Here is a 25,127-nt window from a genome sequence, read left to right on the forward strand (position 1 = left end):
TTCAAACTTTTGCAAACTGCAACTCAGCCCTCGATCTCCACCAGCAGTTCGCCGGGGTTGACGCGATCGCCCTTGGCGATGTGGATGGCCTTGACCGTGCCGCCGATCGGCGCCTGCACTTCGGTTTCCATCTTCATGGCCTCGGTGATCAGGATCGGCTGGCCGGCCTTGACCACATCGCCCTCCTTGACCAGGACGTCGACGATATTGCCCGGCATGCTGGTGCTGACGTCGCCCGGTGCGCCGGCCTGCTTGCGCTTGCCGGAGCCGCCGGCGACGAACTCGTTGAGCGGCTCGAACACCACCTCTTCCGGCATGCCGTCGATAGACAGGTAGAAGTGGCGCTTGCCCTCGCCCTTGAGGCCGACGCCGGTGATGTCCACCCGGTAGGTCTCGCCGTGCACGTCGATGAGGAATTCGGTGGGCACGCCTTCGCTGGCCGGGCCGGCGCCCGCGGTGGGGATCGGCAGCAGGGCTTCGGGCACCAGGGTGCCGGCCTTGCGCTCCTCGAGGAACTTGCGGCCGATGTCGGGGAACATGGCGTAGGTCAGCACGTCCTCCTCGTTGCGCGCCAGCTCGCCGATCTCCGCACGCAGCTTGGTCATTTCCGGCTTGAGCAGGTCGGCCGGGCGCACGTCGATGACTTCCTCGGTGCCGATCGCCTGGAAGCGCAGGTGCTCGTTGACCTTGCCCGGCGCCTTGCCGTAGCGGCCCTGCAGGTAGAGCTTCACCTCGTTGGTGATGGTCTTGTAGCGCTCGCCGGCGAGCACGTTGAACACCGCCTGGGTGCCGACGATCTGCGAGGTCGGGGTGACCAGCGGCGGGAAGCCGAGGTCTTCGCGCACGCGCGGGATTTCGGCGAACACCTCGTTGATGCGGTGCAGGGCGCCCTGCTCCTTCAGCTGGTTGGCCAGGTTGGACATCATGCCGCCCGGCACCTGGTTGACCTGCACGCGGGTGTCGACCGCGGTGAATTCGCTCTCGAACTGGTGGTAGCGCTTGCGCACCGCGTAGAAGTACAGGCCGATCTCCTGCAGCAGCTCCAGGTCCAGGCCGGTGTCGTACTCGCTGCCGCGCAGGGCGGCGACCATCGACTCGGTGCCGGGGTGGCTGGTGCCCCAGGCGAAGCTGGAGATGGCGGTGTCGATGTGGTCGGCGCCGGCTTCGATGGCCTTGAGCTGGCACATCGCGCCGAGGCCCGCGGTGTCGTGGGAGTGGATGAACACCGGCAGGTCGATCTCGGCCTTCAGCGCCTTGACCAGCTCGGCGGTGGCGTAGGGGGTCAGGAGGCCCGCCATGTCCTTGATCGCCAGGGAGTCGACGCCCTTCTCCTGCATGCGCTTACCCAGCTCGACGAAGGACTCGACGGTGTGCACCGGGCTGGTGGTGTAGCAGATGGTGCCCTGGGCGTGCTTGCCGGCGGCCTTGACCGCCTCGATGGCCACGCGCAGGTTGCGCACGTCGTTCATCGCATCGAAGATGCGGAACACGTCGATGCCGTTGACCGCCGCCTTGGCGACGAAGGCCTTGACCACGTCGTCGCTGTAGTGGCGGTAGCCGAGCAGGTTCTGTCCGCGCAGCAGCATCTGCAGGCGGGTGTTGGGCAGCGCGGCGCGCAGCTGGCGCAGGCGCTCCCAGGGATCTTCCTTGAGGAAGCGGATGCAGGAATCGAAGGTGGCGCCGCCCCAGACTTCCAGCGACCAGTAGCCGACCTTGTCCAGCTTGTCGCAGATCGGCAGCATGTCCTCGAGGCGCATGCGGGTGGCGATCAGCGACTGGTGGGCGTCACGCAGGATGGTGTCGGTGACCGTGATCTTCTTCATTCGTCAGTTCCTCTTGAGCCTGCAGCCGGACAGCCGGGCTGGTGTTCGTCAGAGCCCGGCATGGGCGGCGATGGCGGCGGCGATGGCGATGGCCAGCTCGCCAGGCCTGCGCTTGATCGAGTAGTCGAGCAGTTCCGGATGTTCGTCGACGAAGCTGGTGTTGAACTGCCCGCTGCGGAAATCCGGATTGCCGAGAATCTGCTGGTAGTAGGGCGCGGTGGTCTTCACCCCCTGCACGCGCATGTCGTCCAGGGCGCGCAGGCCGCGGGCCAGCGCCTCTTCCCAGGTCAGCGCCCAGACGATCAGCTTCAGGCACATCGAGTCGTAGTACGGCGGGATGGTGTAGCCGGTGTAGATCGCCGTGTCGGTACGCACGCCGGGGCCGCCGGGGGCGTAGTAGCGGGTGATCTTGCCGAAGCTGGGCAGGAAGTTGTTCTTCGGGTCCTCGGCGTTGATGCGGAACTGCAGGGCATAGCCGCGGTGCTGGATGTCCTTCTGCTCGATGGAGAGTGGCAGGCCCGAGGCGACGCGGATCTGTTCGCGGACGATGTCGATGCCGGTGATTTCCTCGGTGATGGTGTGCTCCACCTGGACCCGGGTGTTCATCTCCATGAAGTACACCTCGCCCTCGGCGAGCAGGAACTCCACGGTGCCGGCGTTCTCGTAGCCCACCGCCTTGGCCGCGCGCACCGCCAGATCGCCGATGTAGGCGCGCTGTTCGGGGGTCAGCTGGGGACTCGGGGCGATCTCGATCAACTTCTGGTTGCGGCGCTGGATCGAGCAGTCGCGCTCGAACAGGTGCACGGTGTTGCCGAAGGAGTCGGCGAGGATCTGCGCCTCGATGTGCTTCGGGTTGACGATGCACTTCTCGAGAAAGACTTCGGCGCTGCCGAAGGCCTTGGTCGCCTCGGAGATCACCCGCGGGTAGGCGTGCTCCAGTTCGGAGACGCTGTTGCAGCGGCGGATGCCGCGGCCGCCGCCGCCGGAGGTGGCCTTGAGCATCACCGGGTAGCCGATCCGCTCGGCCTCGCGCAGCGCCTCGGCCAGATCGGCGACGTTGCCTTCGGTGCCGGGGGTGCAGGGCACGCCGGCGGCGATCATGCTGCGCCGCGCCTCGGTCTTGTCACCCATGCGACGGATCACCTCGGCCGACGGGCCGATGAACTTGATCCCGCGCTGGGCGCAGATCTCCGCCAGCTCGGCGTTTTCCGAGAGGAAGCCGTAGCCCGGGTGCAGGGCGTCGCAGCCGGTTTCCACCGCCAGGTTGACCAGCTTGCGCGGGTTCAGGTAGCCGGCCAGCGGATCCTCGCCGATGAAGTGCGCCTCGTCGGCCCGCTTCACGTGCAGGGCATGGCGGTCGGCTTCGGAGAAGATGGCCACCGAGCGGATGCCCATCTCGGCGCAGGCGCGCACGATGCGGACAGCGATCTCGCCACGGTTGGCAATGAGGATTTTTTTTATCACGGAGGTCTCCCTCGGCTGAGCTGGCCAACTCGGACGGTCAGTCGGCAGGTGTGCTAACCCTAGGCCGGGGGATCGATTAAGAAAAATGAATATTTGTTAGGTTAAGCATAAACTACAACTTATACATCCACAGATAGCCACACGCGGAATGCGGTCTTTCCTGCCGAAAACCGCGCCGCACGCCTTTTCGCCACCGAGGTCACCATGCGTAAGTCCTTGATGCGCCTGACCCTGCGCCAGTTGCGGGTATTTCGCGCGGTATGCGAGAGCCGCTCCTACAGCCGCGCCGCCGAGGAGATGGCGCTGACCCAGCCGGCGGTCAGCCTGCAGATCCGCCAGCTGGAGGAACTGGTCGGCCAGCCGCTGTTCGAGTACGTGGCCAAGAAGCTCTACCTGACGCCGGCCGCCGAGGCGCTGCTGAAAACCAGCGAGGACATCTTCGGCCACCTGGAAAGCCTCGACATGCAGCTGTCGGACCTGCAGGGCTCGCTGCAGGGCCAGCTCAACCTGGCGGTGGAGTCCAGCGCCAAGTACCTGGTGCCGCACCTGTTCGCCGCCTTCCGCGCACAGCACCCGGAGGTCAGCCTGCAGCTGGTGGTGGTCAACCACGCCCAGGCGGTGCGCCGCCTGTCGATGAGCCGCGACGACCTGCTGATCATGTCGCAGGTGCCGAGCGAGCTGGCGCTGAACTTCTATCCCTTTCTCAACAATCCGATCGTCGCCGTGGCCCCGCCCGGACACCCGCTGTGTGCGCGGCCGAGCCTGCGCCTGCAGGATCTGACGGACTTTCCGCTGCTGCTGCGCGAGCCCGGCTCCGGCACCCGCCGCGCCGGCGAGGAGTATTGCCACCAGAAGCGCGCGCACTTCGCCGAGACGCTGGAGATCGGCTCGACCGAGGCGCAGTTGCAGGCGGTGATCGCCGGCCTCGGCCTGGCCCTGCTGCCGCGCCATGCGGCGAGTCTGGAACTGGCCGCCGGCCAGCTCTGCGAGCTGCCGGTGGAGGAGTTGCCGCTGTACCACAGCTGGTGCCTGGTGCACACCGAGGGCAAGCGGCTGAGCCCGGTGGCGCGGGCGTTCGAGACGTTCATCCGCGCCGAGCGCGCGAAGATCAGCGCGCTGGCCGAGCGCTTTGCCGGAAGATCGCCGCGGATGCCGGCGCCAGGCTGACCATGCGCAGATCCGGGTAGTCGTCCAGTTCATGCTGCAGCCGACGCTGCTCGTCGTAGCGCTCGATGGCCCGGCGAAAATGCATCCGGCGCTCGTCCAGGCGCTTGCGGCGGGCCTTCGAATCCAGGGGGCAAGGATAATACGCGTCTTCCGTGTGGCGAGGCATGAGGGTCTCCCAGCAAAGGTCGGGGGTCCTCAGGATTGCCGGCGGCCGATGACGCCTTCACGGCAGGCGGATGACACTGTCGTGACCCGCGACCGCCGGGTGCGCTACTCCTCTGCGGCGCGCACTGCCTTGGGCGACAGGCGCAGGCTGCGCAGGCTGCGCTTGACGCTCTTCAGGTGGTTGACCAGATCCGGTCCGCGGGCCATGGCCACGCCCATGGCCAGCACGTCGATCACCACCAGGTGGGCGATGCGCGAGGTCAGCGGGGTGTAGACCTCGGTGTCCTCGTGAACGTCGATCGCCACGTTGATGTCGGCCAGCTCGGCCAGCGGTGTCTGCCCGGGGCACAGGGTGATCAGGGTGGCCCTGGTCTCGCGGACCAGGTTGGCGGTGATCAGAAGGTCCTTGGAGCGTCCCGACTGGGAAATGCAGATCGCCACGTCGCCGGGCTTGAGGGTCACCGCCGACATGGCCTGCATGTGCGGGTCGGAATAGGCGGCGGCGGTGAGCAGCAGGCGGAAGAACTTGTGCTGGGCATCGATGGCCACCGCGCCGGAGGCGCCGAAGCCGTAGAACTCGATGCGCGGCGCCCCGGCGATGGCATCGATGGCACGCTGCAGGGCCGCCGGATCGAGCTTCTCGCGCACCCCCATCAGGGTGTGCAGGGTGGTGTCGAAGATCTTCAGGCTGAAGTCGACGACCGAATCGTTCTCGTGGATGGCGAACTGGCCGAAGCTGGCGCCGGCGGCCAGGCTCTGCGCCAGCTTCAGCTTCAGGTCCTGGAAGCCGGCACATCCGATGGCCCGGCAGAAGCGCACGATGGTCGGCTCGCTGACCCCGACCTCCTGGGCCAGACTGGCCATCGAACTGTGCATCGCCGCGGCCGGGTCGAGCAGCACATGATCGGCCACCTTGAGTTCCGACTTGCGCAGCAGGGCGCGTGATTGGGCAATATGCTGCAAGAGATTCACGGAGGCTGAACTCGGTTATGATCGGGATCGGGCTGTAGTGCGCCTGTAGTTATACTACATGACTGGCGCCCAGCCCATAGCCAAACGCGTTGGAGGCTGTTGTGACCCTTCCCTGCGACATGCTGGTTTTCGGCGGCACCGGCGACCTGGCGCTGCACAAGCTGCTGCCGGCGCTCTACCACCTGCACCGCGACCGGCGCCTGCCGGCCGACATGCGCATCCTCGCGCTGGCGCGCAAGCCGCTGGGCCGCGATACCTATCGCGCCCTGGCCGAGCGCCATTGCCGGGCCCACGTGCCGCGGGCAAGCTTCGACACCGCCACCTGGCAGGGTTTCGCCGAACGGATCGACTATTTCGCCATGGATGCCAGTCAGAGTGCCGACTACGGCCGCCTGGCCCGCCACCTGGGCAACGCCTGCCAGCGTGGGCGCATCTATTACCTCGCCACCGCCCCCAGCCTGTTCGAGGACATCGCCGCGCACCTGGCCAATGCCGGCCTGGCCGGGAACGACACGCGCATTGTGCTGGAGAAGCCCATCGGCCATTCGCTGGAGTCGGCGCTGGCGATCAACCAGGCCATCGGCCAGGTGTTCCAGGAGTCCCAGGTCTTCCGCATCGACCACTACCTGGGCAAGGAAACCGTGCAGAACCTGATGGCGCTGCGCTTCGCCAACGCCCTGTTCGAGCCGGTCTGGCGTGCCGGACACATCGACCACGTACAGATCAGCGTCTGCGAAACCCTCGGCGTGGAGAACCGCGGCAGCTACTACGACAAGGCCGGGGCGATGCGCGACATGCTGCAGAACCACCTGCTGCAGCTGCTCTGCCTGGTCGCCATGGAGGCCCCGGTGCGCTTCGATGCCGAGGCGGTGCGCAACGAGAAGGTGAAGATTCTCGAAGCGCTGAAACCCATCACCGGCTTCGACGTGAAGGATCGCACGGTGCGCGGCCAGTACGCCGCCGGCAAGATCGGCGGCCAGGAGGTCCCGGCCTACTATTTCGAAAAGCATGTCGACAACGACAGCGATACGGAAACCTTCGTCGCGGTGCATGCCGAGATCGACAACTGGCGCTGGGCGGGCGTGCCCTTCTACCTGCGCACCGGCAAGCGCATGGCGAAGAAAAGCTCGGAGATCGTCATCCAGTTCAAGCCGGTACCGCACCGGCTGTTCCCGGGCGGCCAGGCCAATCGCCTGCTGATCCGCCTGCAGCCGGAGGAGTCGATCAGCCTGCAACTGATGGCCAAGAGCCCGGGCAAGGGCATGCATCTGGCGCCGGTCGAGCTGGACCTCAACCTGGCCCATGCCTTCCGCCAGAAGCGCCGCTGGGACGCCTACGAGCGTCTGCTGCTGGACGTGATCGAGGGCGACTCCACTTTGTTCATGCGCCGCGACGAAGTGGAGGCCGCCTGGCGCTGGGTCGACCCGATCATCGGCGGCTGGCATGCCTACTACCAGAGGCCGCGCCCCTACCCCGCCGGCTCATGGGGACCGGAGCAGGCCCACAGCCTGCTCGAACAGCAGGGCCATGCCTGGCACCAGTGAGCCGACTCACCGGGGCTCAGGCCCCGGCGCCCGCCTCGCCTTCGTCGTCTCCGGCCAGGCCCAGCCAGTGCGCCAGCACGTCGTGGGCCTCCTCGACCCCCTGGCGCTTGGGTGCCGAGAACAGCTGGATACTCACCCCCTCGCCCCAGCCCTTGTGGAGCTCCCGCCGGACCTTGAGCAAGGCGTTCTTCGCCGCACCGAAGGCCAGCTTGTCGGCCTTGGTCAGCAGGATGTGCATGGGCATGCCGCTGGCGCTGGCCCAGTCGAGCATCATCCGGTCGAAGTCGGTCAGAGGGTGGCGGATGTCCATCAGCAGGACCACGCCGGCCAGACTGCGGCGGCTGCCCAGGTAGGCCTCCAGGTGGTGCTGCCAGTGCTGCTTGAGAGGAATCGGCACCTTGGCATAGCCGTAGCCGGGCAGATCGACCAGGCGACGCTGGTCGTCGAGACGGAAGAAGTTCAGCAACTGGGTGCGCCCCGGGGTCTTCGAGGTGCGCGCGAGATTGGCGTGGGTCAGGGTGTTCAGCGCGCTGGACTTGCCGGCATTGGAGCGTCCGGCAAAGGCGACCTCGAGGCCGTCGTCGGCAGGACACTGGTCGACCCGGGCAGCGCTGAGCATGAAGACAGCCTGCTGACACAGGCCGAGAATGGGATTCTTGAAGGACATCGGAGAGTTCCGCTGGGTTGGCACGCACAGGCTGCGGCGCCATGTCGTTTCCGTTTCGGAGCCATCAGTATATAATGCCGCGGATTTTGTGTGCGCTTTGCCCCTGTCCCTGGGTAAGTGTTCACGGGAACGGTTTAAGACTGACCGTACGTTGACCGCACGGTGCTTGTTCCCTGCGGAAGGCCTGCTCAAGGAGCCTGTTGCCCGCCGCAGCGTCGTGATGCTGCCCTTGACTGCCAGCTGCCCAGTCGACTCTGGCCCCTGCAGGCGCGCATGGATGCATGGACAGCCACGCCGAAGCCGCCGGGAATTCCCCTGAGATCGGGCACATCGGTCGACAACAACACTTTTCTTGAGCCGTGATTTGGATTAGCTGATGAACAAAGCACTCGTGACTCTGCTGTTAACCCTGGGGATCACCGGCCTGGCCCATGCCGAGGGCGATGCCGCCGCCGGCCAAGGCAAGGCGGCCATCTGCGGTGCCTGCCATGGTCCGGACGGCAACAGCGCGGCACCGAACTTCCCGAAACTGGCCGGCCAGGGCGAGCGCTATCTGCTCAAGCAGATGCAGGACATCAAGGCCGGCTCCAAGCCGGGCGCTCCCGAAGGCGTCGGCCGCAAGGTGCTGGAAATGACCGGCATGCTCGACAACTTCAGCGACCAGGACCTGGCCGATCTCGCCGCCTACTTCGCCTCGCAGAAGATGACCGTCGGCGCCGCCGATCCGCAAATGGTCGAAGCTGGCGAAGCCCTCTACCGCGGCGGCAAGCTGGCCGACGGCATGCCCGCCTGCACCGGCTGCCACTCGCCGAACGGCGCGGGCAACGCCCCGGCCGCCTACCCGAAACTGGGCGGTCAGCATGCACAGTACGTGGCCAAGCAGCTCACCGACTTCCGCGAAGGCGTGCGTACCAACGACGGCGACAGCATGATCATGCGCTCCATCGCCGCCAAGCTGAGCAACAAGGACATCGCCGCGATCTCCAGCTACATCCAGGGCCTGCACTGAGCACGGTTCGTCGGTGTTGAAAAAAGGGCGGCAGATGGCCGCCCTTTTTCATTGGCCCTCCCCTTACAATAGGTCACCCGCTTCGCCCTTGCGGGTCGAAGACTGCCCGTACCGGAAGCCCCCACCAGCAATGCAAGGAGTCGTCACGCATGCGTAAATTGATTCTCGGCGCCGTTCTCGCCAGTGCCAGCCTGTTCGCCCTGGGCACCCAGGCGGAGTCGCTCTCGCCCGCCGACATCAAGGTCGGCAAGCAGTATGTCGAGCTGCCCACCCCGGTGCCGGTGGCGCAGCCGGGCAAGATCGAGGTCGTGGAGCTGTTCTGGTACGGCTGCCCGCATTGCTACCAGTTCGAGCCGAGCATCAACGCCTGGGCCAGCAAGCTGCCGGAAGACGTGAACTTCCGGCGCGTTCCGGCCCTGTTCGGTGGTGTGTGGAACGTCCATGGCCAGCTGTTCCTCACGCTGGAGACAATGAACGTGGAGTCGAAAGTCCATGCCGCGATCTTCGAAGCCATCCACAAGGACGGCAAGAAGCTGGCAACCCCCGAGGAGATGGCCGAGTTCCTCGCCGGCCACGGCATCGACAAGGACGCCTTCCTCAAGACCTACAGCTCCTTCAACGTGAAGAGCCAGATGGAGAAGGCGAAGAAGCTGGCGATCGCCTACCAGATCTCCGGCGTTCCGGTCATGGTCGTCAACGGCAAATACCGCTTCGACCTGGGCAGCGCCGGCGGCCCGGAGAACACCCTGCAGGTGGCCGACTACCTGATCGACCAGGAACGCAGTGCCCAGTGACGCTGGGCGGGAGGAGTCATGCTGCGCCGACGCACGGTTGAACGCCAGGCCGCCGTGCGGCAACCGCGGACCAATCCGCAATGCCGCGATGCACGCGCGCTGACCGCCGACGGTCGGCTGCGCCTGCTGAGCTTCAACATCCAGGTCGGTATCCGCACCGAGAATTACCGGCACTATCTGACCCGCAGCTGGCAGCATCTGCTGCCGCATGCCGGGCGAGCCGTGAATCTGCAGCGAATCGGCGACCTGCTCGCCGACTTCGACCTGGTAGCCCTGCAGGAGGTCGACGGGGGCAGCCTGCGCTCCGACTATGTCAACCAGGTGGAACACCTCGCCCAGCTCGGCAACTTCCCCTACTGGTACCAGCAGCTCAACCGCAACCTCGGCCCGCTGGCCCAGCATAGCAACGGCCTGCTCAGCCGCCTGCGGCCCTCCGCGCTGGAAGACCACCCGCTGCCCGGCCCGCCGGGACGCGGCGCGATACTCCTGCGGCTCGGTGAAGGCCCCGATGCGCTGGCGGTGGTCATGATGCATCTGGCCCTCGGCGCCCGAACGCGCACCCGTCAGCTCGCCTACATTCGAGAGCTGATCGGCGACTATCGCCATCTGGTGCTGATGGGCGACATGAACACCCATGCCCGCGAATTGCTGGAATACTCCCCTCTGCGCGATCTCGGCCTGCTCGCCCCGCAGATCGAGGCCACCTTTCCCAGTTGGCGTCCGCAGCGCTGCATCGACCACATCTTGCTCAGCCCCAGCCTGACGCTGGAGCGGGTACAGGTGCTGCCGCAACAGATCTCCGATCACCTGCCGGTGGCGGTGGAGGTCCGCCTGCCCGAACACCTCGGGCACAACACTCTGCCACAGGCCCAGCCCTGAACGGGAACGGTCTGGCGGCGCGCCCACCGACGAACGCAGCAAATCGCCATGCTTTTGCAATACTTCCCTGGTGCGTACGGTCCATCCAGCGGAGCCCGCCGCACCCTCGATCCTTGCCGGACACGCCCACACTTCATGAAGTCGCTCGCCCTCCCCCTGATCCTCGCCCTGCTGGCCGGCTGCGCCGCCGGCCCGCGGATCGATACCCGCTACAGTTCGCGCAGCCAGGACAGCCGCGTGCAGTACATCGTCCTGCATTACACCTCGGAGGATCTGCCGGGCTCGCTGCACCAGCTCACCCAGGGTGAGGTCAGCAGCCACTATCTGATCGACGCCAAGCCTGCGACCATCTACCGCTTGGTTGAAGAAGACCGCCGCGCCTGGCACGCTGGCAACAGCCAATGGCGCGGCAGGACCTGGCTGAATGCCAACAGCATCGGCATCGAACTGGTCAACCTCGGCTATCTGGACACCCCCAACGGACGTCTCTGGTATCCCTATTCGTCGGAGCAGATCGATGCGCTGATCCTTCTCCTCAAGGACATCGTCAAGCGCCACGGATTGGGACCCGATGCGATAATCGGCCATAGTGACATTGCCCCGCTGCGCAAGGTCGACCCGGGTCCGCTGTTTCCCTGGAAGCGTCTGGCCGAGGCCGGGCTCGTCGTCTGGCCGGATGCGCGCCGGGTAGCCGAGCTGCAGGCGCGCTACGCCGTCCAGTTGCCGGAGGTCGCCTGGTTCCAGGAGCAACTGGCCCGGCACGGCTATGCCCTGGAGCGGCACGGGGTTCTGGACGCCGAGACGCGGCGGATCCTTGCCGCCTTCCAGATGAAATACCGTCCGGCCCGCTTCGACGGCGAGCCGGACGCTGAAACCGCGGCCCTGCTGGCAACCCTGAACGAAACGGGGTAAGGAAAACTGGCGGCAGGCGTCATTCCTGAAAGGATGTCGGGAGCGCTGACATGCAACACGCCCTGGTGCAACTGTACCGAGCCATCTACCGGCCTTGGCCGATGGCCCTGCTGACGACCCTGGCCGGTGCCCTTCTATTCGTGCTTCTCGGCCTGGGCCTGGCGCTCTCCCAGGCGCGGGAAGCCCAGCGGGGAGATCTGGCAAGTCGCGGCGACCGCATCCGGGGACGTCTCGAACAGGTGCTCGACCAGTTGCATCAGGGACTCGCCACCCTGGAACTGCAGCCCCTGCGTCGCTGCGATCCGGCGCTGGTGGAAAACCTGCGCCAGGTCAGCTTCGACCATCGCTTCATTCACGAAGCCAGCTTCGTTGCCGACGGACAGCGCTGCTCCAGCCGGCCGCGTCATGCGTCGCCGGAGCCGTCCCGGCCGGCCGATTTCCGCAGCCAGGGCCAGGACTACTGGCTGACGGCAACGAACAATCCCGGCGACACCCCGGCCTCCCTGGTGGTCGCCCACGGTCCCTTTCGGGTTTCCAGCCTCCGCAGCCATCTGCTCGATGCGATCGACTCATCCGACGGCCTGGGCGTCTATCTGATTCCCCGTGGCAGCCCCAAGGCACTGCCGCTTCTCGCGGCGACGCGCCCCCTGACGATCCTGCCCGGAGCAGCCGACAGCACCTCGCTGCAGTTGCTCGACGGACAGCCGTTCTATTCTCTGCCGGGCGACAACCCGGACTATCGGCTGGCCCTGCTGGCTCCACGCGCCAGGCTGCTCGAGCGCATCCGCGCATACTGGGAGCGCCTGCTGCCGGCCAGCCTGCTGCTGGCCCTGCTGGGTGGCGGCATAACCTTCTGGCTGGTACGCGGGCGCCTGTCGCTGCGCGGTGAGCTGCAGGGCGCCCTGCGGCGCCAGGAGCTGAAGGTCCATTACCAGCCGATCTTCGACCTCGCCAGCCGCCGCTGCATCGGCGCCGAGGCCCTGATGCGCTGGCAGCGCCCCGATGGCAGCCTGACCAGCCCCGAGCAGTTCATTCCGCTGGCCGAGTCGACCGGGCAGATCCGCGCAATCACCGACTTCCTTCTCAAGGAAGTGCTGGAACAGCTCGGCGAGCTGCTGCGCAGGCATCCCGAGCTGTACATCTCGATCAACCTGTCCGCCTGCGATGTCAGTGTGCCGCGGATCGGCCCGCTGACCGAGCGCCTGCTGGCCAGGCACGGCGTCCGGCCCGAGCAGATCGCCTTCGAGGTGACCGAGCGCGGGCTGATCGACGTGCAGGCGGCCAGCCGGAACCTGGCGGAGTTGCGCGCCCGCGGCCACCGGGTGCTGATCGACGACTTCGGCACCGGCTATTCCAGCCTGGCCTACCTGCAGATGCTGCCGGTGGACTGCCTGAAGATCGACAAGGCATTCATCGATGCCCTGGGGGCCGATGCCGCCAGCAGTGGCGTCGCCCCCCACATCGTGCGCATGGCCAGGGCGCTGCACCTCAAGGTCATCGCCGAAGGCATTGAGCGCGAGGACCAGGCGCGCCTGCTCGGCAGCGAGGGTGCCGACTACGGACAGGGCTGGCTGTTTGCCCGTCCGCTGAGCGCACATGCCTTCCGCGCCCTGATCGACGGCACTCTGCTGGAATCCCTTCCGCCCAGGAGCCGGCAGGCTGCAGCCGACGGGGTGGGCGGCAAGGTCACGCCGGCTCCGTGGCCCCTGGCAAAGGGGCCATCCCGCGCCTCAGGCAGTTGGTACCCCGACTTGGGCGGACGCAGATCCGGCGCCCATCAATCGGGTCTGCCACTCAAGGCGTCATGCCGTCGGCGGGGCGGCGCAAGGTGAAGGCGCCGCGCAGCTCGCCGAGGGCGAAGCCGCGTGCCTGGTCCTGGGGATAACGCTCGTCCAGGGTGGCGAGCAGGGCCTTGTCGATGTTCTTGCCATGACAAGCCAGACAAGGCTCGCCGGTGGGAATGGCCTGCATGTAGCGATACTCGCCGTCGACCACCTCGCCATGGCTCAGCCCGGCGACGGGCTGTCCCGCAGCGGCGGCCTCTGCGAAACGCTCCAGTACCTGGCGCTCCCAGACATCCGGACGGTTGGCCGGATTGCGCACCTTGAGCGCGGTCCGCCCGACGCGCCAGGGCTCCCGACTGTGCTGCTCGGCGATGGCCGGCGCCAGGCTCTGGCAGGCCTGCACTGCATTCTGCGGCCCGCCTTTGGCCAGCGCCTGCCTGACGGTGTCCTGCAGCGCCTGGGCGAAAGGCGGTATCAGGGCGCGCGCCTCGGCCTCGAATTCTTGCGGATCGGCAAACGAGAGCCCACTGGCGAGCAGCAGGGTCAGAGCAACGGGAAAACGAATGGCCACCTCCACACTATGCTGGCAGGGAGCCTTGAAGAAGAGGGAACGAAGGACTGGCCAGGCTCCCGAAGGCTCCATCCCCCACGCTTGCAAACAGTTTACAAACAAATATATTGTTTGATCAACATAACCAAGCGACCCTGCGGAGGAGCGACGGGATGTACATCGACTGGGTGCATTTCACTCCTGGGCCGGCCCTGGCCGGCGGCGTGCTGATCGGTCTGGCGGCCAGCCTGTTCGTGGTGCTGAACGGGCGCATCGCCGGCATCAGTGGCCTGCTCGGCAGCCTGCTGCAGGGCAACGCAGACGGTCGTGACGAGAAGGCGCTGTTTCTGCTCGGCCTGCTGGCAGCGCCTCTGCTCTGGGGGCTGTTCGGCACACTGCCGGAAGCCGAATTCCAGACCGGCTGGCCCGGCCTGGTGATCGCTGGTCTGCTGGTCGGCCTCGGCACTCGCTATGGCTCCGGCTGTACCAGCGGGCATGGCGTCTGCGGGATTTCCCGCCTGTCGCCGCGCTCCATGGCCGCGACCCTGACCTTCATGGCCAGTGGCTTCGCCACGGTCTTCGTGCTGCGTCACCTGTGGGGAGGTTGAACATGCGCAGACTGAGTGCACTGCTCGCCGGGCTGCTCTTCGGCACTGGCCTGCTGCTGGCCGGCATGAGCAATTCGGCCAAGGTACTGGGCTTTCTCGACCTGGCCGGAGCCTGGGATCCCTCGCTGGCGCTGGTGATGGCTGCCGCCATCGGCACCGCCCTGCTGCCCTTCTCCTGGGCCAGGCGCCAGCAACGCTCATTGCTGGACGCGCCCATGCAGTTGCCGCAGAAGCGCGAGCTGGACCGTCGGCTGATCGGCGGCAGCTTCTTGTTCGGCATCGGCTGGGACATCGCCGGCGTCTGTCCGGGCCCGGCCCTCACCCTGCTGCTCGGCGGCTACTGGCAGAGCCTGATTTTCGTGCTCGCCATGCTCGGCGGCATGTGGCTGTTCGGCGTGCTGGAACAGCAGCGCACCCCTTGGCCGTTGAACCGGGGATCAAGATGAAACCCGGCATCGCCCCCGCACCCTGAGCATAGCCGCCGGCTGCTTCCACGGGCGACGGGCCTACACTGTGATGGGCACCAATACCTGCGAGAGCGGAAAGTGAGGCCGGCCTCGGGCAGCTCCTTCCGCCAGGCTTTCGCATCAAGACTCCCCGGGGTATGGATCCCCTTGCCGAAGGACAGCCCATGAACGCCCGTGTAGAAGCCTTCCTCGACCCCACCACCTGCACCTACAGCTATGTGGTGAGCGATCCGGTCAGCCGTCAGTGCGCCCTGATCGACGCCGTGCTGGACTACGAGCCTGCATCCGGGCACATCGACCACGGCTCCGCCGATCGCCTGATCGCCCATGTCCGCACCCAGGAGCTGGAGGTGCGGTGGATTCTGGAAACCCACGTCCACGCCGACCACCTGAGCGCCGCCGCCTATCTCAAGCGGCAACTCGGCGGCAGGCTCGGCATCGGCGAACACATCACCCAGGTCCAGGAAACCTTCGGCACGCTGTTCAATGCCGGCGCGGAATTCGCCCGAGATGGCAGCCAGTTCGACCACCTGTTCCATGATGACGAGGCCTTCCAGATCGGCGACATCCGGGCCCGCGCCCTCCATACCCCCGGACATACCCCGGCCTGCATGACCTACCTGATCGGCGATGCCGCCTTCGTCGGCGACACCCTGTTCATGCCCGACTACGGCACCGCCCGCTGCGACTTCCCGGGAGGGGACGCACGCGCCCTGTACCGCTCGATCCAGCGCCTCTACCGGCTGCCGGACGAAACCCGGGTGTTCGTCTGCCATGATTACAAGGCGCCGGGTCGCACGGAGTTCCTCCACGAAACCAGCATGGGTGAAGAGCGCCGGCACAATGTCCACGCCCATCAGGGCATCGACGAGGAAGTGTTCGTGGCCATGCGCAACGCGAAGGACGCAACCCTCGCCATGCCGGCTCTGCTCCTGCCTGCGGTGCAGATCAACATGCGCGCCGGCGAGCTGCCGCCGGCCGAGGACAACGGCATCCGCTACCTGAGGATCCCGCTGAACGCATTCTGAACCATGACCTGCTCCCGCCGTCGGGAGCAGGTCATGCGATTGCCGCCCAAGTCATGCCAGAATGGCTGAGCCAGAGCCTCCCGGGCTCTGTCCGGGTAACGCGGGAAAGGACATTCGAGTCCGCGACTACCTTTGCCCTGACGCCGCGTCCCCTCTGAAAAACTCGAAAAAACCGTCAAGGACTACACCGTAATGCACAAGCTTTCGCTACTGGCCGCCGGGATCCTCCTGAGCGTCAACGCCCTGGCCGCACCGCAGGCCAACGAGCCGATCCAGCCTATACAACCGGCCAAGGTCGACAACCCGGGCAAGGTCGAACTGGGCAAGCAGCTGTTCTTCGATCCGCGCCTGTCCAAGTCTGGCTTCATCTCCTGCAACTCCTGCCACAACCTGAGCATGGGCGGCAGCGACAACCTGCCCTCCTCGATCGGCCACAGCTGGCAGCAGGGACCGATCAACTCACCGACTGTGCTCAATGCCAGCTACAACGTGAAACAGTTCTGGGACGGCCGCGCCGTCGATCTCAAGGAGCAGGCCGGCGGGCCAATCGCCAACCCCATGGAAATGGCCTTCAGCCATACGCTGGCGGTGGATTTGCTGAACTCGATTCCCCAGTACCGCGAGTCCTTCAGGAAGATCTACCAGTCCGAGAAGATCAGCCTGGATGAAGTGACCGATGCCATCGCCGAGTTCGAAAAGACCCTGGTCACGCCCAACGCACGCTTCGATCGCTGGCTGCAGGGAGACGAGACGGCGCTGAACAAGACCGAACTGGAGGGCTACCAGCTGTTCAAGTCGGTGGGCTGCGTGGCTTGCCACAACGGCCCGGCTGTCGGTGGCGGATCGTTCCAGAAGATGGGCCTGGTGACTCCCTACCAGACCAGCAACCCTGCCCTGGGCGTGGCCGGACTGACCGGCAAGGAGGCGGATCGCTTCCTGTTCAAGGTGCCGACCTTGCGCAACATCGAACTGACCTATCCCTACTTCCACGATGGCGCCTACTGGAAACTGGAGGAGGCTGTCGACGTGATGGCTCGCGTCCAGCTCGGTCGCCAGTTGAAGACGGATGAGATCGACAAGATCACCGCCTTCCTGAAGACGCTCACCGGCGAGCAGCCGCGTCTGGAAATCCCCGTTTTGCCGCCATCCACGGCACAGACGGCGAAACCATCTCCCTTCAATTGAACGAACTGCCGGAGCGGCATGACTGTCGCCCCGACCGCTGCACGGCACTGCATCGTCGAGAGCTGGTTGCGGGAGAAGAAAGCTGGGCGGCCAGGAGTTGGCCGCTCAGCTCGAGCTCCGGCGCAGGGCACGGGGCTCGAGAGCAACGCAGGATCAGAAGGCGTGGCTGTAGTAGGCCGAGAAGGACTCGATGCCGTCGTTGGGCTGCTTGATGCCGGCGTTGGAGTAGTGGATCGCCCGGATACCGACCTTCTGGCCACCCGCGAACTTGATGCCGGCGCCGATACGGTCCTCGAAGTTGAAGGAGGATCCCAGCTGCTGCTCGCCCACGCGGGTCTTCGAGAAGAAGGCGACACCGACGCCGAGCTCGACGAACGGGGTAACGCCAAAGCCGCTGAACTCGTAGGTGAACACGGGGCTGAACGACAGCGAGTGTGCACCCGAGTAGTTGTCGTTGCCGGAGCCACCCTCCCAGTAGGTATAGCCGGCATCCCAGTAACCCGTCACATGGCCCAGGTCACTCTTCCACCATTGCTTTTCCCAAGGCAGGCCCAGGCTGAGGCGATAGGTCATATCGCTCTGGCTGGTGACGCCGACTGCGGCGCCCACCTCGACAGCTTGTGCCACCCCCGCCGATCCCAGAAGCAGGACGGCGACAGCGGGCAATGACAGATACTTTCGCATTGAAACATCCTCTATTGTTAGCAATTACGATTATGCAGAACTCCTTGACAGCCCGGCCCTGCCTGGCCGGACGTAAGCCTGCCCGTCTGGCGACGGGCAAAACGAGTTTCGCAGAAAAGGCACGCGAGCATTACATGCGAAAACCGCACGCAATACGGCGGCGGGAGTTTCGCATGACAACGGCTCGAACTTGAATATTTATTCTATTGACTCGGCTCCTCACGGAGTGGCTAGAGCTTTCTTGTATTTCTCGTATTTATCCGGAGACAGAGTGCTCCGCCCCAGCATGCCTTGGGCGAACTCCTTGATCTCGGCATCCGAATAGGCCCTGTGGGCAATCTGAGGCGGCGATCCACAGCCGCTCAGTACGCACGGAACGAAGGCAAGCGCCATCCATAACGGAACGACCACCGGTGTCATAGGTTTAACCCGTAAGTTGAGTGGTTGGATTTCCGCACCCGGCGGCTGCGCCGCGGCTCCTTCCTTATCCAGGCAGTTCGGAAATGAAGCAGGGACTTCTACTGCGCTGACACAGCCAAGACCGGGAGTATGAAAAGCTCTGGGGATTCTAGAAGTGGTTGGCAGGGCAAAAAACCAGGGATTCCAAAAAGTATCGTTACTCTATTTGCAATAATATATTGAGGATTTCCTTACAATCTTATGGAGTGTTGTCGGAAATGTCGGCTTTGCGCCAGTCGCCGCCCACCAAGCGCAATGCCGCCCCGACGGCCGCAATCGGGCGCGGGGCGGGCAATGGCTGGAGGAGCTCCCTAGCCGCAATGGATCTGCCTGATCACCAGGCGCTCGTCGATATCCAGATTCAGGCGCTTGGAATCGTAGTCCAGCGTTACGCTGTCCTGAGGGCCGATCACGCGTGCCGTCTGTGCTCCGGCCCGCCGACGGGCTTCCTCGAGCAGGGCCGGGCTGGCAGTCTGGCCGACCAGATCCTGCACTGCGCTGTCGTTGCATCCCTGACCACCGGCTGCCGGGGCAGGTTCAGACTTGTCGGCGGAACTGCAGCCGGCCAGCAGCAGGATTGCAAAAAGAAGGCTGGAGGGGGCGTATCTTGAGATCATGTCTGCTCCTGAAATAATGCAAGCCCGACAACCATATCACCGTTGACGCTGCTGCCCCGGCTGCCTGCGAAGGATAGAGCTCCTCGCTGCCAAACGAAGCGACGAGAGCTCATGGCTCCTCATTGCGGCTGGCGATCCCTGAGCTGCGCTCCTTGAACAAGGAAGACACCAGCACATAGAACAGCGGCACCCAGAAGATCGCCAGCACGGTGGCGGTGAGCATGCCGCCGATCACACCGGTACCGATGGCGTGCTGGCTGCCGGCACCGGCACCGCTGGATACGGCCAACGGCACGACCCCGAGGATGAATGCCAGGGACGTCATGACGATTGGCCGCAGGCGCATGCGGCAGGCTTCCACAGCTGCATCGAAGAGTTCCATGCCCTGTTCGTGCAGATCCTTGGCGAATTCGACGATGAGAATCGCATTCTTCGCCGACAGGCCGATGGTGGTGAGCAGGCCCACCTGGAAATAGACGTCGTTGGAGAGCCCGCGCAGACTGGTGAACCAGAGCGCGCCTATGATCCCCAATGGCACGACCAGCATCACCGAGAAGGGGATCGACCAGCTCTCGTAGAGAGCCGCCAGGCAGAGAAACACCACCAGCAGCGATAGTGCATAGAGCGCTGGCGCCTGAGCCCCGGAAAGGCGCTCCTCGTAGGACAGACCTGTCCAGGCGTAACCGACGCCCGGCGGTAGTTCTCCGGCGATCCGCTCCACCTCGGCCATGGCGTCTCCAGAGCTATAACCGGGCGCCGGCTCGCCGAGAATCTCCATCGCCGAAACGCCGTTGTAACGGGCCAACTTCGGCGGGCCATAGGTCCACTCGCCGTGGGCAAAGGCGCTGAAGGGCACCATGGCACCAGCTGTGTTGCGCACGAACCATTTGCCAAGGTCCTGCGGACTCATGCGGGCCTCGGCCTTGCCTTGCAGATAGACCTTCTTCACCCGCCCCCGGTCGATGAAGTCGTTGACATAGCTGGCACCCCAGGCGATGGAGATACTGCTGTTGATGTCCGCCAAGGATAAACCATAGGCTCGAGCCTGCTCGTCGTCGATCAGCAGTCGATACTGCGGCTCATCGCGCAGACCGTTGGCGCGCACCCGGCTGAGCACCGGGCTTTCCGCAGCACGGGCAAGAAACTGGTCGCGAGCTGTACTCAGCACTTGGTGGCCGACGCCGGCCCGGTCCTGCAGAAAGACATTGAAGCCACTGGCATTGCCCAGTTCCATCACCGCCGGCGGGGCGTAGGCGAAAGCCAGGGCGTCGCGAAACGAGGCAAAACGCTGCTGAGCGCGTTGGGCGAGGGCGAACACACTGTCTTCCTCACCGGCTCGCTCAGCCCAGGGCTTCAATGAGATGAATGCCAGACCGGAACTCTGTCCCCGACCGGCGAAATTGAAACCGGTGACGGTAAAAACCGAATTGACCAGATGGCCCTCCTCGACCAGCAGGTAGTCGCGCATCTCGTCCACCACCAGCTGGGTTCGTTCGGCACTGGACCCTGCGGGTGTCTGCACTTGGGCATAAAGCACGCCTTGGTCCTCGTCGGGCAGGAAGGCAGTCGGTATGCGAGTGAACAGCCAGGCCATGAGGGCGACTATCGCCAGGTAGAGCAGCAGGTAGGGCAGCTTGCGCCTGAGCACCTGCCTGACACCATGCCCGTAGCCTTGCACACCTCGTTCGAAGGTGCGGTTGAACCAGCCGAAGAAGCCACGCCTCTGGTGATGCTCACCTTTGGCGACAGGCTTGAGCAGGGTCGCGCAGAGTGCCGGGGTGAAGATCAGCGCCACCAGCACCGATAGCGCCATGGCAGCGACGATGGTGATGGAAAACTGTCGATAGATCACCCCGGTCGAGCCGCCGAAAAAGGCCATGGGCACGAATACTGCAGACAGCACCAGGGCAATCCCGACCAGAGCACCCTGGATCTGCCCCATAGACTTGCGCGTGGCCTCTCGTGGCGGCAAACCATCCTCGACCATGACCCGCTCGACGTTCTCCACCACCACGATGGCGTCATCCACCAGCAGGCCGATGGCCAGCACCATGGCGAACATGGTCAGGGTATTGATGGTGAAGCCGAATGCGGCGAGCACACCGAAGGTGCCGAGCAGCACCACCGGGACCGTCAAGGTCGGAATCAGCGTGGCGCGGAAGTTCTGCAGGAACAGGTACATCACCAGGAAGACCAGTGCGATCGCCTCGCCGAGGGTTTTCACCACTCCCTCGATGGAGGCAGAAATCACCGGTGTGGTGTCGTAGGGGTAGACGACTCTCACCCCTGGCGGAAAGAAGGGCTCCAACTCGGCAAGGGTGTCCCGCACCGCCTGGGCCGTTTCCAGCGCATTGGCATCGGTCGCGAGCTTGATCGCCATTCCCGCGGCCGGCCGGCCGTTATAGGTCGAGGTGATGCTGTAGTTCTCGCCGCCCAGCCTTACCTCGGCGACATCGCCCAGGCGCACCTGCGAACCGTCACCATTGACCTTGAGCAGAATGTCGCGAAACTGCTCGGCCGTCTGGAGGCGGGTCTTGCCGATGATGGTGGCGCTGAGCTGCTGGCCAGGCACGGCAGGGAGGCCGCCGAACTGGCCGGAGGAAACCTGTATGTTCTGGATCTCGACTGCGTTGCGCACATCCACAGGAGTCAACTGGAAGTTGTTCAGGCGGGCAGGATCCAGCCAGATACGCATGGCATATTGCGAGCCGAAGACCTGAAAGTCGCCCACACCCTTGGCCCGGGAAATGGGGTCTTGGATATTGGAAACGATGTAGTTGGCCAGATCGTTGCGGTCCATGCTGCCATCTTCGGAAACGAAGCCAACGATCAAGAGAAAGTTTCGCACCGACTTGGTTACCCGGATGCCCTGCTGCTGTACTTCCTGGGGCAGCAGAGGGGTGGCCAGCTGCAGCTTGTTCTGGACCTGCACCTGGGCAATGTCCGAATCGGTACCGGGTTCGAAGGTGGCAGTGATGGTCATGCTGCCGTCGGAGTTGCTGTCCGAAGTGATATAGCGCAGATTATCGATGCCGTTGAGCTGCTGCTCGATCACCTGCACCACGGTATCTTGCACAGTCTGCGCCGAAGCGCCCGGATAGGTCACGGAAATGCCCACTGCCGGCGGAGCGATGCTTGGATACTGATTGATCGGCAGTCCGAGAATGGATAAACCGCCGGCCAGCATGATCACCAAGGCGATCACCCAGGCAAAGATAGGGCGGTCGATAAAGAATCCGGACATCGTGCTATCCCTTGCGCAGACCCTCTAGCCTGAAGGCAGCGAGGTCGCCCTGGTTTCTTGTCCGACATTGCCTGCCGGTACCACCTTTACCTCGATCCCCGGATGAATGAACTGCAGCCCCTCGGTAATCAGCCGATCGCCCGGTAGAAGCCCCTCATTTACCAGCCAGCGATTGCCGACGGCACGCTCCGCCTTGAGCGTCCGCAACTCAACCTTGTTCTCTGCATTGACTACCATGGCTGTGGCTTCGCCCTTGGTATTGCGTGTCACTCCCTGCTGTGGCGCGAGAATCGCCTCGCTCTTCATCCCTCCGAACAGGCGGGCATGGACGAACATCCCCGGCAGCAGCTCCCGGTCGGGATTGGGGAACACGGCTCTCAGAGTTACCGAACCGGTACTTTCATCGACGGAAACCTCGGAGAACTCCAGCCGCCCCTCATGGGTATATTCGCTACCATCCTCCAGTATCAGTATGACTTTGGCCGTATGCTCCCCTGTCCTTTCCAGACGACCGCTGGCCAGATCACGGCGCAGGGCCAGCAACTCACGCGCCGGCTGTATGACATCCACATAGATGGGGTCAAGTTGGTGGATGGTCGCCATCACCTGAGTCTGGCCATTGCTGACCAGTGCGCCTTCGGTCACGGCAGAGCGCCCAATACGCCCGGAGATGGGCGCCAATACCTTGGTGTAGCGCAAATCTATGCGGGCCTTGTCCAGACTGGCCTCGGCCTGCAAGCGGGCAGCCAGGGCCTCTTCATAGGCCTGCTGGCTCACCGCACGGCTCTTGATCAGTACGGCATAGCGTGCTGCAAGCGATCTGGCGGAGGCCAGAGTAGCCTCCGTCTCCTTCAAGGCTGCCTCGTATACTGCTGCATCAATTTGATACAGCTGTTGTCCGGCCCTGACTTCGTTACCTTCGATGAACAGGCGTTTCTGGATGATGCCATTGACCTGTGGGCGAACCTCCGCGATCCGATAGGCAGCAGTACGGCCAGGTAGCTCATGAGTCAGCACATATGGTTGTGGCTCGAGTGTGACGACTCCCACTTCAAGCGCTTGGCGCGGCGGCGGTGAAGACTCCTGCTTACAGCCATTCAACGCCAGTGCCTCCAGAACGACGATAGCCACTGCAGCGACAGGCGCTCGCCTCTTTGGCATCTGAATAACCTCTTTCGTGATGATTTCGGCTAAGTCTTGCTGACTTACAAGCGTAGATGCCGCATGAGTAGTCACAGACCAGATGATGACGAAGCCGACGCGAAAGATGGATGACGAGCTTAGGTTCTGTTGACGCAAGCCCAGTGCTAAAACTGGGCTTTTGCCATGACTGACAGAAGCCGTCTGAGCGATACCGACTGGTCCCGTATCCAAAGTCTGCTGAGCGCCACGAAGGGGATCCGGCTGACCCGTACTCTCGGCTGTCGCCGCTTTGTCGAGGCGGTGCTCTGGATACTACGCAGCGGCGCTCAATGGCGGATGCTGCCTCGTTGCCTCGGCTCATGGAACAGCGTTTTCAAACGCTTCACCCGCTGGTGCCGGCTCGGCGTCTGGGACCGGCTTCACTCGGTACTGGCTCGGGACGCTGACCTTCAGCACGTCTGCATCGACAGCTCCGTCGTGCGTGCCCATGCCTGTGCAGCCGGGGCGGCCAGCAGTACTGCGGCCCAGGAGGCACTGGGGCATTCGCGAGGAGGCTTCAGCAGCAAGATCCATGTGTTGACCGATGCGCTGGGGTTACCGATTCGCTTCATCCTGACGGAAGGCCAAGCGGCCGATATCAGCCAGGCGATCCCACTCATGGCGGGGATCGCCACGTCGGCACTGCTGGCCGACAAGGGCTATGACGCCAACCAGCTTCTGGCCTGGCTGAAGGAGCGCCAGATCCAGGCCGTCATTCCCGCCAGACGGAACCGCATCGAGCAACGCTCCTGCGACTGGCATCTCTACAAGGAGCGGCACGTGATCGAGTGCCTGTTCGGCAAGCTGAAGCACTACCGGCGGATCACCACTCGCTATGAGAAGAGGGCCAGCCATTTCAAGGGAATGCTGGCTTTTGCGGCTGTTTTGCTATGGCTGCGCTGATACGTCAACAGAACCTAGATATAGGCCGGCTCTGAAGAAAATCAGAGTAGCCACGCCGCTCCAGAAGCCTTGTGCCGCCCCCCGACCCGCCGCCGGGGCGTCCGGGGGCGCAAGCAAGAACCCCCGAGCCGGATGACGGCTCGGGGGTTCGGAAAGGGCGCTTGACGATGACCTACTCTCGCATGGGGAAGCCCCACACTACCATCGGCGATGCGTCGTTTCACTGCTGAGTTCGGGATGGGATCAGGTGGTTCCAACGCTCTATGGTCGTCAAGCAATTCGGTGGGGAGGTCGCTGTGCGGCGCCCTCCCGTATCGGGCATGTGATATCGGTGTCGCGGTGCTCTTGCGGTTCAGGCGAATCTTCGGTTCTGTCGGCTTCGACCCCACCCGCTGCCGCAGCGTGCTGCGTGCAGATTGTTTGGGTGTTATATGGTCAAGCCTCACGGGCAATTAGTATGGGTTAGCTCAACGCCTCACAGCGCTTACACACCCCACCTATCAACGTCGTAGTCTTCGACGGCCCTTCAGGGAGCTCGAGGCTCCAGTGAGATCTCATCTTGAGGCAAGTTTCCCGCTTAGATGCTTTCAGCGGTTATCTTTTCCGAACATAGCTACCCGGCAGTGCCACTGGCGTGACAACCGGAACACCAGAGGTTCGTCCAACCCGGTCCTCTCGTACTAAGGTCAGCCCCTCTCAAATCTCAAACGTCCACGGCAGATAGGGACCGAACTGTCTCACGACGTTCTAAACCCAGCTCGCGTACCACTTTAAATGGCGAACAGCCATACCCTTGGGACCGGCTTCAGCCCCAGGATGTGATGAGCCGACATCGAGGTGCCAAACACCGCCGTCGATATGAACTCTTGGGCGGTATCAGCCTGTTATCCCCGGAGTACCTTTTATCCGTTGAGCGATGGCCCTTCCATACAGAACCACCGGATCACTAAGACCTACTTTCGTACCTGCTCGACGTGTCTGTCTCGCAGTCAAGCGCGCTTTTGCCTTTATACTCTGCGA

The 25,127-nt window shown here is 64.2% G+C and carries 22 protein-coding genes and 2 rRNA genes (1 of these 24 cut by a window edge); 12 read left to right on the forward strand and 12 right to left on the reverse strand.

Annotated features, from left to right (window positions below):
* Positions 1–23: 23 nt before the first annotated feature.
* The gene (oadA, locus tag GCU53_RS11670; protein ID WP_152387767.1) at positions 24–1,823 is read right to left on the reverse strand and encodes a sodium-extruding oxaloacetate decarboxylase subunit alpha; all 1,800 of its coding nucleotides are present in this window, start codon (positions 1,821–1,823) and stop codon (positions 24–26) included.
* A 48-nt stretch (positions 1,824–1,871) separates the two neighbouring features.
* On the reverse strand, positions 1,872–3,287 hold the full coding sequence (locus GCU53_RS11675) for an acetyl-CoA carboxylase biotin carboxylase subunit (RefSeq protein ID WP_152387768.1): 1,416 nt from the start codon (positions 3,285–3,287) through the stop codon (positions 1,872–1,874).
* A gap of 204 nt (positions 3,288–3,491) precedes the next feature.
* On the opposite strand from GCU53_RS11675, the gene GCU53_RS11680 reads away from it, so the two are divergent.
* A complete protein-coding gene (locus GCU53_RS11680) occupies positions 3,492–4,454 on the forward strand; it encodes a LysR family transcriptional regulator (RefSeq protein WP_167520063.1) in 963 nt (320 codons plus the stop codon).
* Here the strand turns inward: GCU53_RS11680 and GCU53_RS11685 are convergent.
* Both GCU53_RS11685 and hexR read right to left on the reverse strand, forming a co-directional pair.
* Positions 4,396–4,620, reverse strand: a complete 225-nt coding sequence (locus GCU53_RS11685; protein WP_152387769.1) for a PA3496 family putative envelope integrity protein — start codon at positions 4,618–4,620, stop codon at positions 4,396–4,398. The two genes, GCU53_RS11680 and GCU53_RS11685, sit on opposite strands and share 59 nt — an antisense overlap.
* A gap of 104 nt (positions 4,621–4,724) precedes the next feature.
* Entirely contained in the window at positions 4,725–5,591 is an 867-nt protein-coding gene (hexR, locus tag GCU53_RS11690) for a transcriptional regulator HexR (protein WP_152387770.1), read from the reverse strand.
* Positions 5,592–5,692: 101 nt separating this feature from the next.
* On the opposite strand from hexR, the gene zwf reads away from it, so the two are divergent.
* Positions 5,693–7,135 carry a glucose-6-phosphate dehydrogenase gene (gene zwf, locus GCU53_RS11695; RefSeq protein ID WP_152387771.1) on the forward strand — a complete coding sequence of 481 codons (1,443 nt, stop codon included), beginning with the start codon at positions 5,693–5,695 and terminating at the stop codon, positions 7,133–7,135.
* 16 nt (positions 7,136–7,151) lie between these two features.
* Here zwf and yihA read toward each other — a convergent pair whose 3' ends face one another.
* Positions 7,152–7,802: a ribosome biogenesis GTP-binding protein YihA/YsxC gene (gene yihA / locus GCU53_RS11700; protein WP_152387772.1), complete on the reverse strand. Its 651-nt coding sequence runs from the start codon at positions 7,800–7,802 to the stop codon at positions 7,152–7,154.
* A 376-nt stretch (positions 7,803–8,178) separates the two neighbouring features.
* On the opposite strand from yihA, the gene GCU53_RS11705 reads away from it, so the two are divergent.
* The 5 genes from GCU53_RS11705 to GCU53_RS11725 all read left to right on the forward strand — a co-directional run bounded on the left by GCU53_RS11705 (position 8,179) and on the right by GCU53_RS11725 (position 13,228).
* On the forward strand, positions 8,179–8,811 hold the full coding sequence (locus GCU53_RS11705) for a c-type cytochrome (RefSeq protein WP_152387773.1): 633 nt from the start codon (positions 8,179–8,181) through the stop codon (positions 8,809–8,811).
* A gap of 149 nt (positions 8,812–8,960) precedes the next feature.
* Entirely contained in the window at positions 8,961–9,605 is a 645-nt protein-coding gene (locus GCU53_RS11710) for a thiol:disulfide interchange protein DsbA/DsbL (RefSeq protein ID WP_152387774.1), read from the forward strand.
* Between the two features lie 18 nt (positions 9,606–9,623).
* Positions 9,624–10,484, forward strand: a complete 861-nt coding sequence (locus GCU53_RS11715; protein ID WP_152387775.1) for an endonuclease/exonuclease/phosphatase family protein — start codon at positions 9,624–9,626, stop codon at positions 10,482–10,484.
* Positions 10,485–10,619: 135 nt separating this feature from the next.
* Positions 10,620–11,396 (forward strand): N-acetylmuramoyl-L-alanine amidase, encoded by a 777-nt coding sequence (locus GCU53_RS11720; protein ID WP_152387776.1) that lies wholly within the window; start codon positions 10,620–10,622, stop codon positions 11,394–11,396.
* A gap of 50 nt (positions 11,397–11,446) precedes the next feature.
* Positions 11,447–13,228: an EAL domain-containing protein gene (locus tag GCU53_RS11725; protein ID WP_152387777.1), complete on the forward strand. Its 1,782-nt coding sequence runs from the start codon at positions 11,447–11,449 to the stop codon at positions 13,226–13,228.
* Here the strand turns inward: GCU53_RS11725 and GCU53_RS11730 are convergent.
* Positions 13,191–13,727, reverse strand: coding sequence for a Tll0287-like domain-containing protein (locus GCU53_RS11730; protein WP_244307175.1), 537 nt, complete (start codon positions 13,725–13,727; stop codon positions 13,191–13,193). The genes GCU53_RS11725 and GCU53_RS11730 overlap by 38 nt on opposite strands.
* Positions 13,728–13,903: 176 nt before the next feature.
* Between GCU53_RS11730 and GCU53_RS11735 the strand changes: the two genes are divergently transcribed.
* The 4 genes from GCU53_RS11735 to GCU53_RS11750 all read left to right on the forward strand — a co-directional run bounded on the left by GCU53_RS11735 (position 13,904) and on the right by GCU53_RS11750 (position 17,018).
* Positions 13,904–14,338: a YeeE/YedE family protein gene (locus GCU53_RS11735; protein ID WP_152387779.1), complete on the forward strand. Its 435-nt coding sequence runs from the start codon at positions 13,904–13,906 to the stop codon at positions 14,336–14,338.
* Between the two features lie 2 nt (positions 14,339–14,340).
* On the forward strand, positions 14,341–14,784 hold the full coding sequence (locus tag GCU53_RS11740) for a DUF6691 family protein (protein WP_152387780.1): 444 nt from the start codon (positions 14,341–14,343) through the stop codon (positions 14,782–14,784).
* 185 nt (positions 14,785–14,969) lie between these two features.
* The gene (locus GCU53_RS11745; RefSeq protein ID WP_152387781.1) at positions 14,970–15,833 is read left to right on the forward strand and encodes an MBL fold metallo-hydrolase; all 864 of its coding nucleotides are present in this window, start codon (positions 14,970–14,972) and stop codon (positions 15,831–15,833) included.
* Positions 15,834–16,025: 192 nt separating this feature from the next.
* A complete protein-coding gene (locus GCU53_RS11750; protein ID WP_152387782.1) occupies positions 16,026–17,018 on the forward strand; it encodes a cytochrome-c peroxidase in 993 nt (330 codons plus the stop codon).
* A 153-nt stretch (positions 17,019–17,171) separates the two neighbouring features.
* Here GCU53_RS11750 and GCU53_RS11755 read toward each other — a convergent pair whose 3' ends face one another.
* The 4 genes from GCU53_RS11755 to GCU53_RS11775 all read right to left on the reverse strand — a co-directional run bounded on the left by GCU53_RS11755 (position 17,172) and on the right by GCU53_RS11775 (position 23,183).
* Complete coding sequence (locus GCU53_RS11755) at positions 17,172–17,702, reverse strand: acyloxyacyl hydrolase (protein ID WP_152387783.1); 531 nt, start codon at positions 17,700–17,702, stop codon at positions 17,172–17,174.
* A 770-nt stretch (positions 17,703–18,472) separates the two neighbouring features.
* Positions 18,473–18,778 carry an I78 family peptidase inhibitor gene (locus tag GCU53_RS11765; RefSeq protein WP_244306734.1) on the reverse strand — a complete coding sequence of 102 codons (306 nt, stop codon included), beginning with the start codon at positions 18,776–18,778 and terminating at the stop codon, positions 18,473–18,475.
* A 109-nt stretch (positions 18,779–18,887) separates the two neighbouring features.
* Positions 18,888–22,022 (reverse strand): efflux RND transporter permease subunit, encoded by a 3,135-nt coding sequence (locus tag GCU53_RS11770; RefSeq protein ID WP_152387785.1) that lies wholly within the window; start codon positions 22,020–22,022, stop codon positions 18,888–18,890.
* A 24-nt stretch (positions 22,023–22,046) separates the two neighbouring features.
* Positions 22,047–23,183 (reverse strand): efflux RND transporter periplasmic adaptor subunit, encoded by a 1,137-nt coding sequence (locus GCU53_RS11775; RefSeq protein ID WP_152389873.1) that lies wholly within the window; start codon positions 23,181–23,183, stop codon positions 22,047–22,049.
* Between the two features lie 165 nt (positions 23,184–23,348).
* Between GCU53_RS11775 and GCU53_RS11780 the strand changes: the two genes are divergently transcribed.
* Complete coding sequence (locus tag GCU53_RS11780) at positions 23,349–24,107, forward strand: IS5 family transposase (protein ID WP_152386438.1); 759 nt, start codon at positions 23,349–23,351, stop codon at positions 24,105–24,107.
* A 159-nt stretch (positions 24,108–24,266) separates the two neighbouring features.
* Here the strand turns inward: GCU53_RS11780 and rrf are convergent.
* A 5S ribosomal RNA gene (gene rrf, locus GCU53_RS11785) occupies positions 24,267–24,382 on the reverse strand.
* Positions 24,383–24,538: 156 nt separating this feature from the next.
* Positions 24,539–25,127: ribosomal RNA gene (locus GCU53_RS11790) — 23S ribosomal RNA — on the reverse strand (it continues 2,303 nt past the right edge of the window).

The sequence above is a fragment of the Azotobacter salinestris genome (assembly GCF_009363155.1).
Classification (GTDB): Bacteria; Pseudomonadota; Gammaproteobacteria; order Pseudomonadales; family Pseudomonadaceae; genus Azotobacter; species Azotobacter salinestris.

Bases quoted from the DNA above. Each gene is read 5' to 3' on its own strand.
- GCU53_RS11705 (WP_152387773.1), top strand. From the start codon at position 8,179: ATGAACAAAGCACTCGTGACTCTGCTGTTAACCCTGGGGATCACCGGC.
- GCU53_RS11770 (WP_152387785.1), bottom strand. From the start codon at position 22,022: ATGTCCGGATTCTTTATCGACCGCCCTATCTTTGCCTGGGTGATCGCC.
- GCU53_RS11735 (WP_152387779.1), top strand. From the start codon at position 13,904: ATGTACATCGACTGGGTGCATTTCACTCCTGGGCCGGCCCTGGCCGGC.
- GCU53_RS11755 (WP_152387783.1), bottom strand. From the start codon at position 17,702: ATGCGAAAGTATCTGTCATTGCCCGCTGTCGCCGTCCTGCTTCTGGGA.
- GCU53_RS11720 (WP_152387776.1), top strand. From the start codon at position 10,620: ATGAAGTCGCTCGCCCTCCCCCTGATCCTCGCCCTGCTGGCCGGCTGC.
- GCU53_RS11680 (WP_167520063.1), top strand. From the start codon at position 3,492: ATGCGTAAGTCCTTGATGCGCCTGACCCTGCGCCAGTTGCGGGTATTT.
- GCU53_RS11685 (WP_152387769.1), bottom strand. From the start codon at position 4,620: ATGCCTCGCCACACGGAAGACGCGTATTATCCTTGCCCCCTGGATTCG.
- yihA (WP_152387772.1), bottom strand. From the start codon at position 7,802: ATGTCCTTCAAGAATCCCATTCTCGGCCTGTGTCAGCAGGCTGTCTTC.
- GCU53_RS11780 (WP_152386438.1), top strand. From the start codon at position 23,349: ATGACTGACAGAAGCCGTCTGAGCGATACCGACTGGTCCCGTATCCAA.
- oadA (WP_152387767.1), bottom strand. From the start codon at position 1,823: ATGAAGAAGATCACGGTCACCGACACCATCCTGCGTGACGCCCACCAG.
- GCU53_RS11725 (WP_152387777.1), top strand. From the start codon at position 11,447: ATGCAACACGCCCTGGTGCAACTGTACCGAGCCATCTACCGGCCTTGG.
- GCU53_RS11775 (WP_152389873.1), bottom strand. From the start codon at position 23,183: ATGCCAAAGAGGCGAGCGCCTGTCGCTGCAGTGGCTATCGTCGTTCTG.
- GCU53_RS11715 (WP_152387775.1), top strand. From the start codon at position 9,624: ATGCTGCGCCGACGCACGGTTGAACGCCAGGCCGCCGTGCGGCAACCG.
- GCU53_RS11710 (WP_152387774.1), top strand. From the start codon at position 8,961: ATGCGTAAATTGATTCTCGGCGCCGTTCTCGCCAGTGCCAGCCTGTTC.
- GCU53_RS11740 (WP_152387780.1), top strand. From the start codon at position 14,341: ATGCGCAGACTGAGTGCACTGCTCGCCGGGCTGCTCTTCGGCACTGGC.
- GCU53_RS11765 (WP_244306734.1), bottom strand. From the start codon at position 18,778: ATGATCTCAAGATACGCCCCCTCCAGCCTTCTTTTTGCAATCCTGCTG.
- GCU53_RS11750 (WP_152387782.1), top strand. From the start codon at position 16,026: ATGCACAAGCTTTCGCTACTGGCCGCCGGGATCCTCCTGAGCGTCAAC.
- GCU53_RS11745 (WP_152387781.1), top strand. From the start codon at position 14,970: ATGAACGCCCGTGTAGAAGCCTTCCTCGACCCCACCACCTGCACCTAC.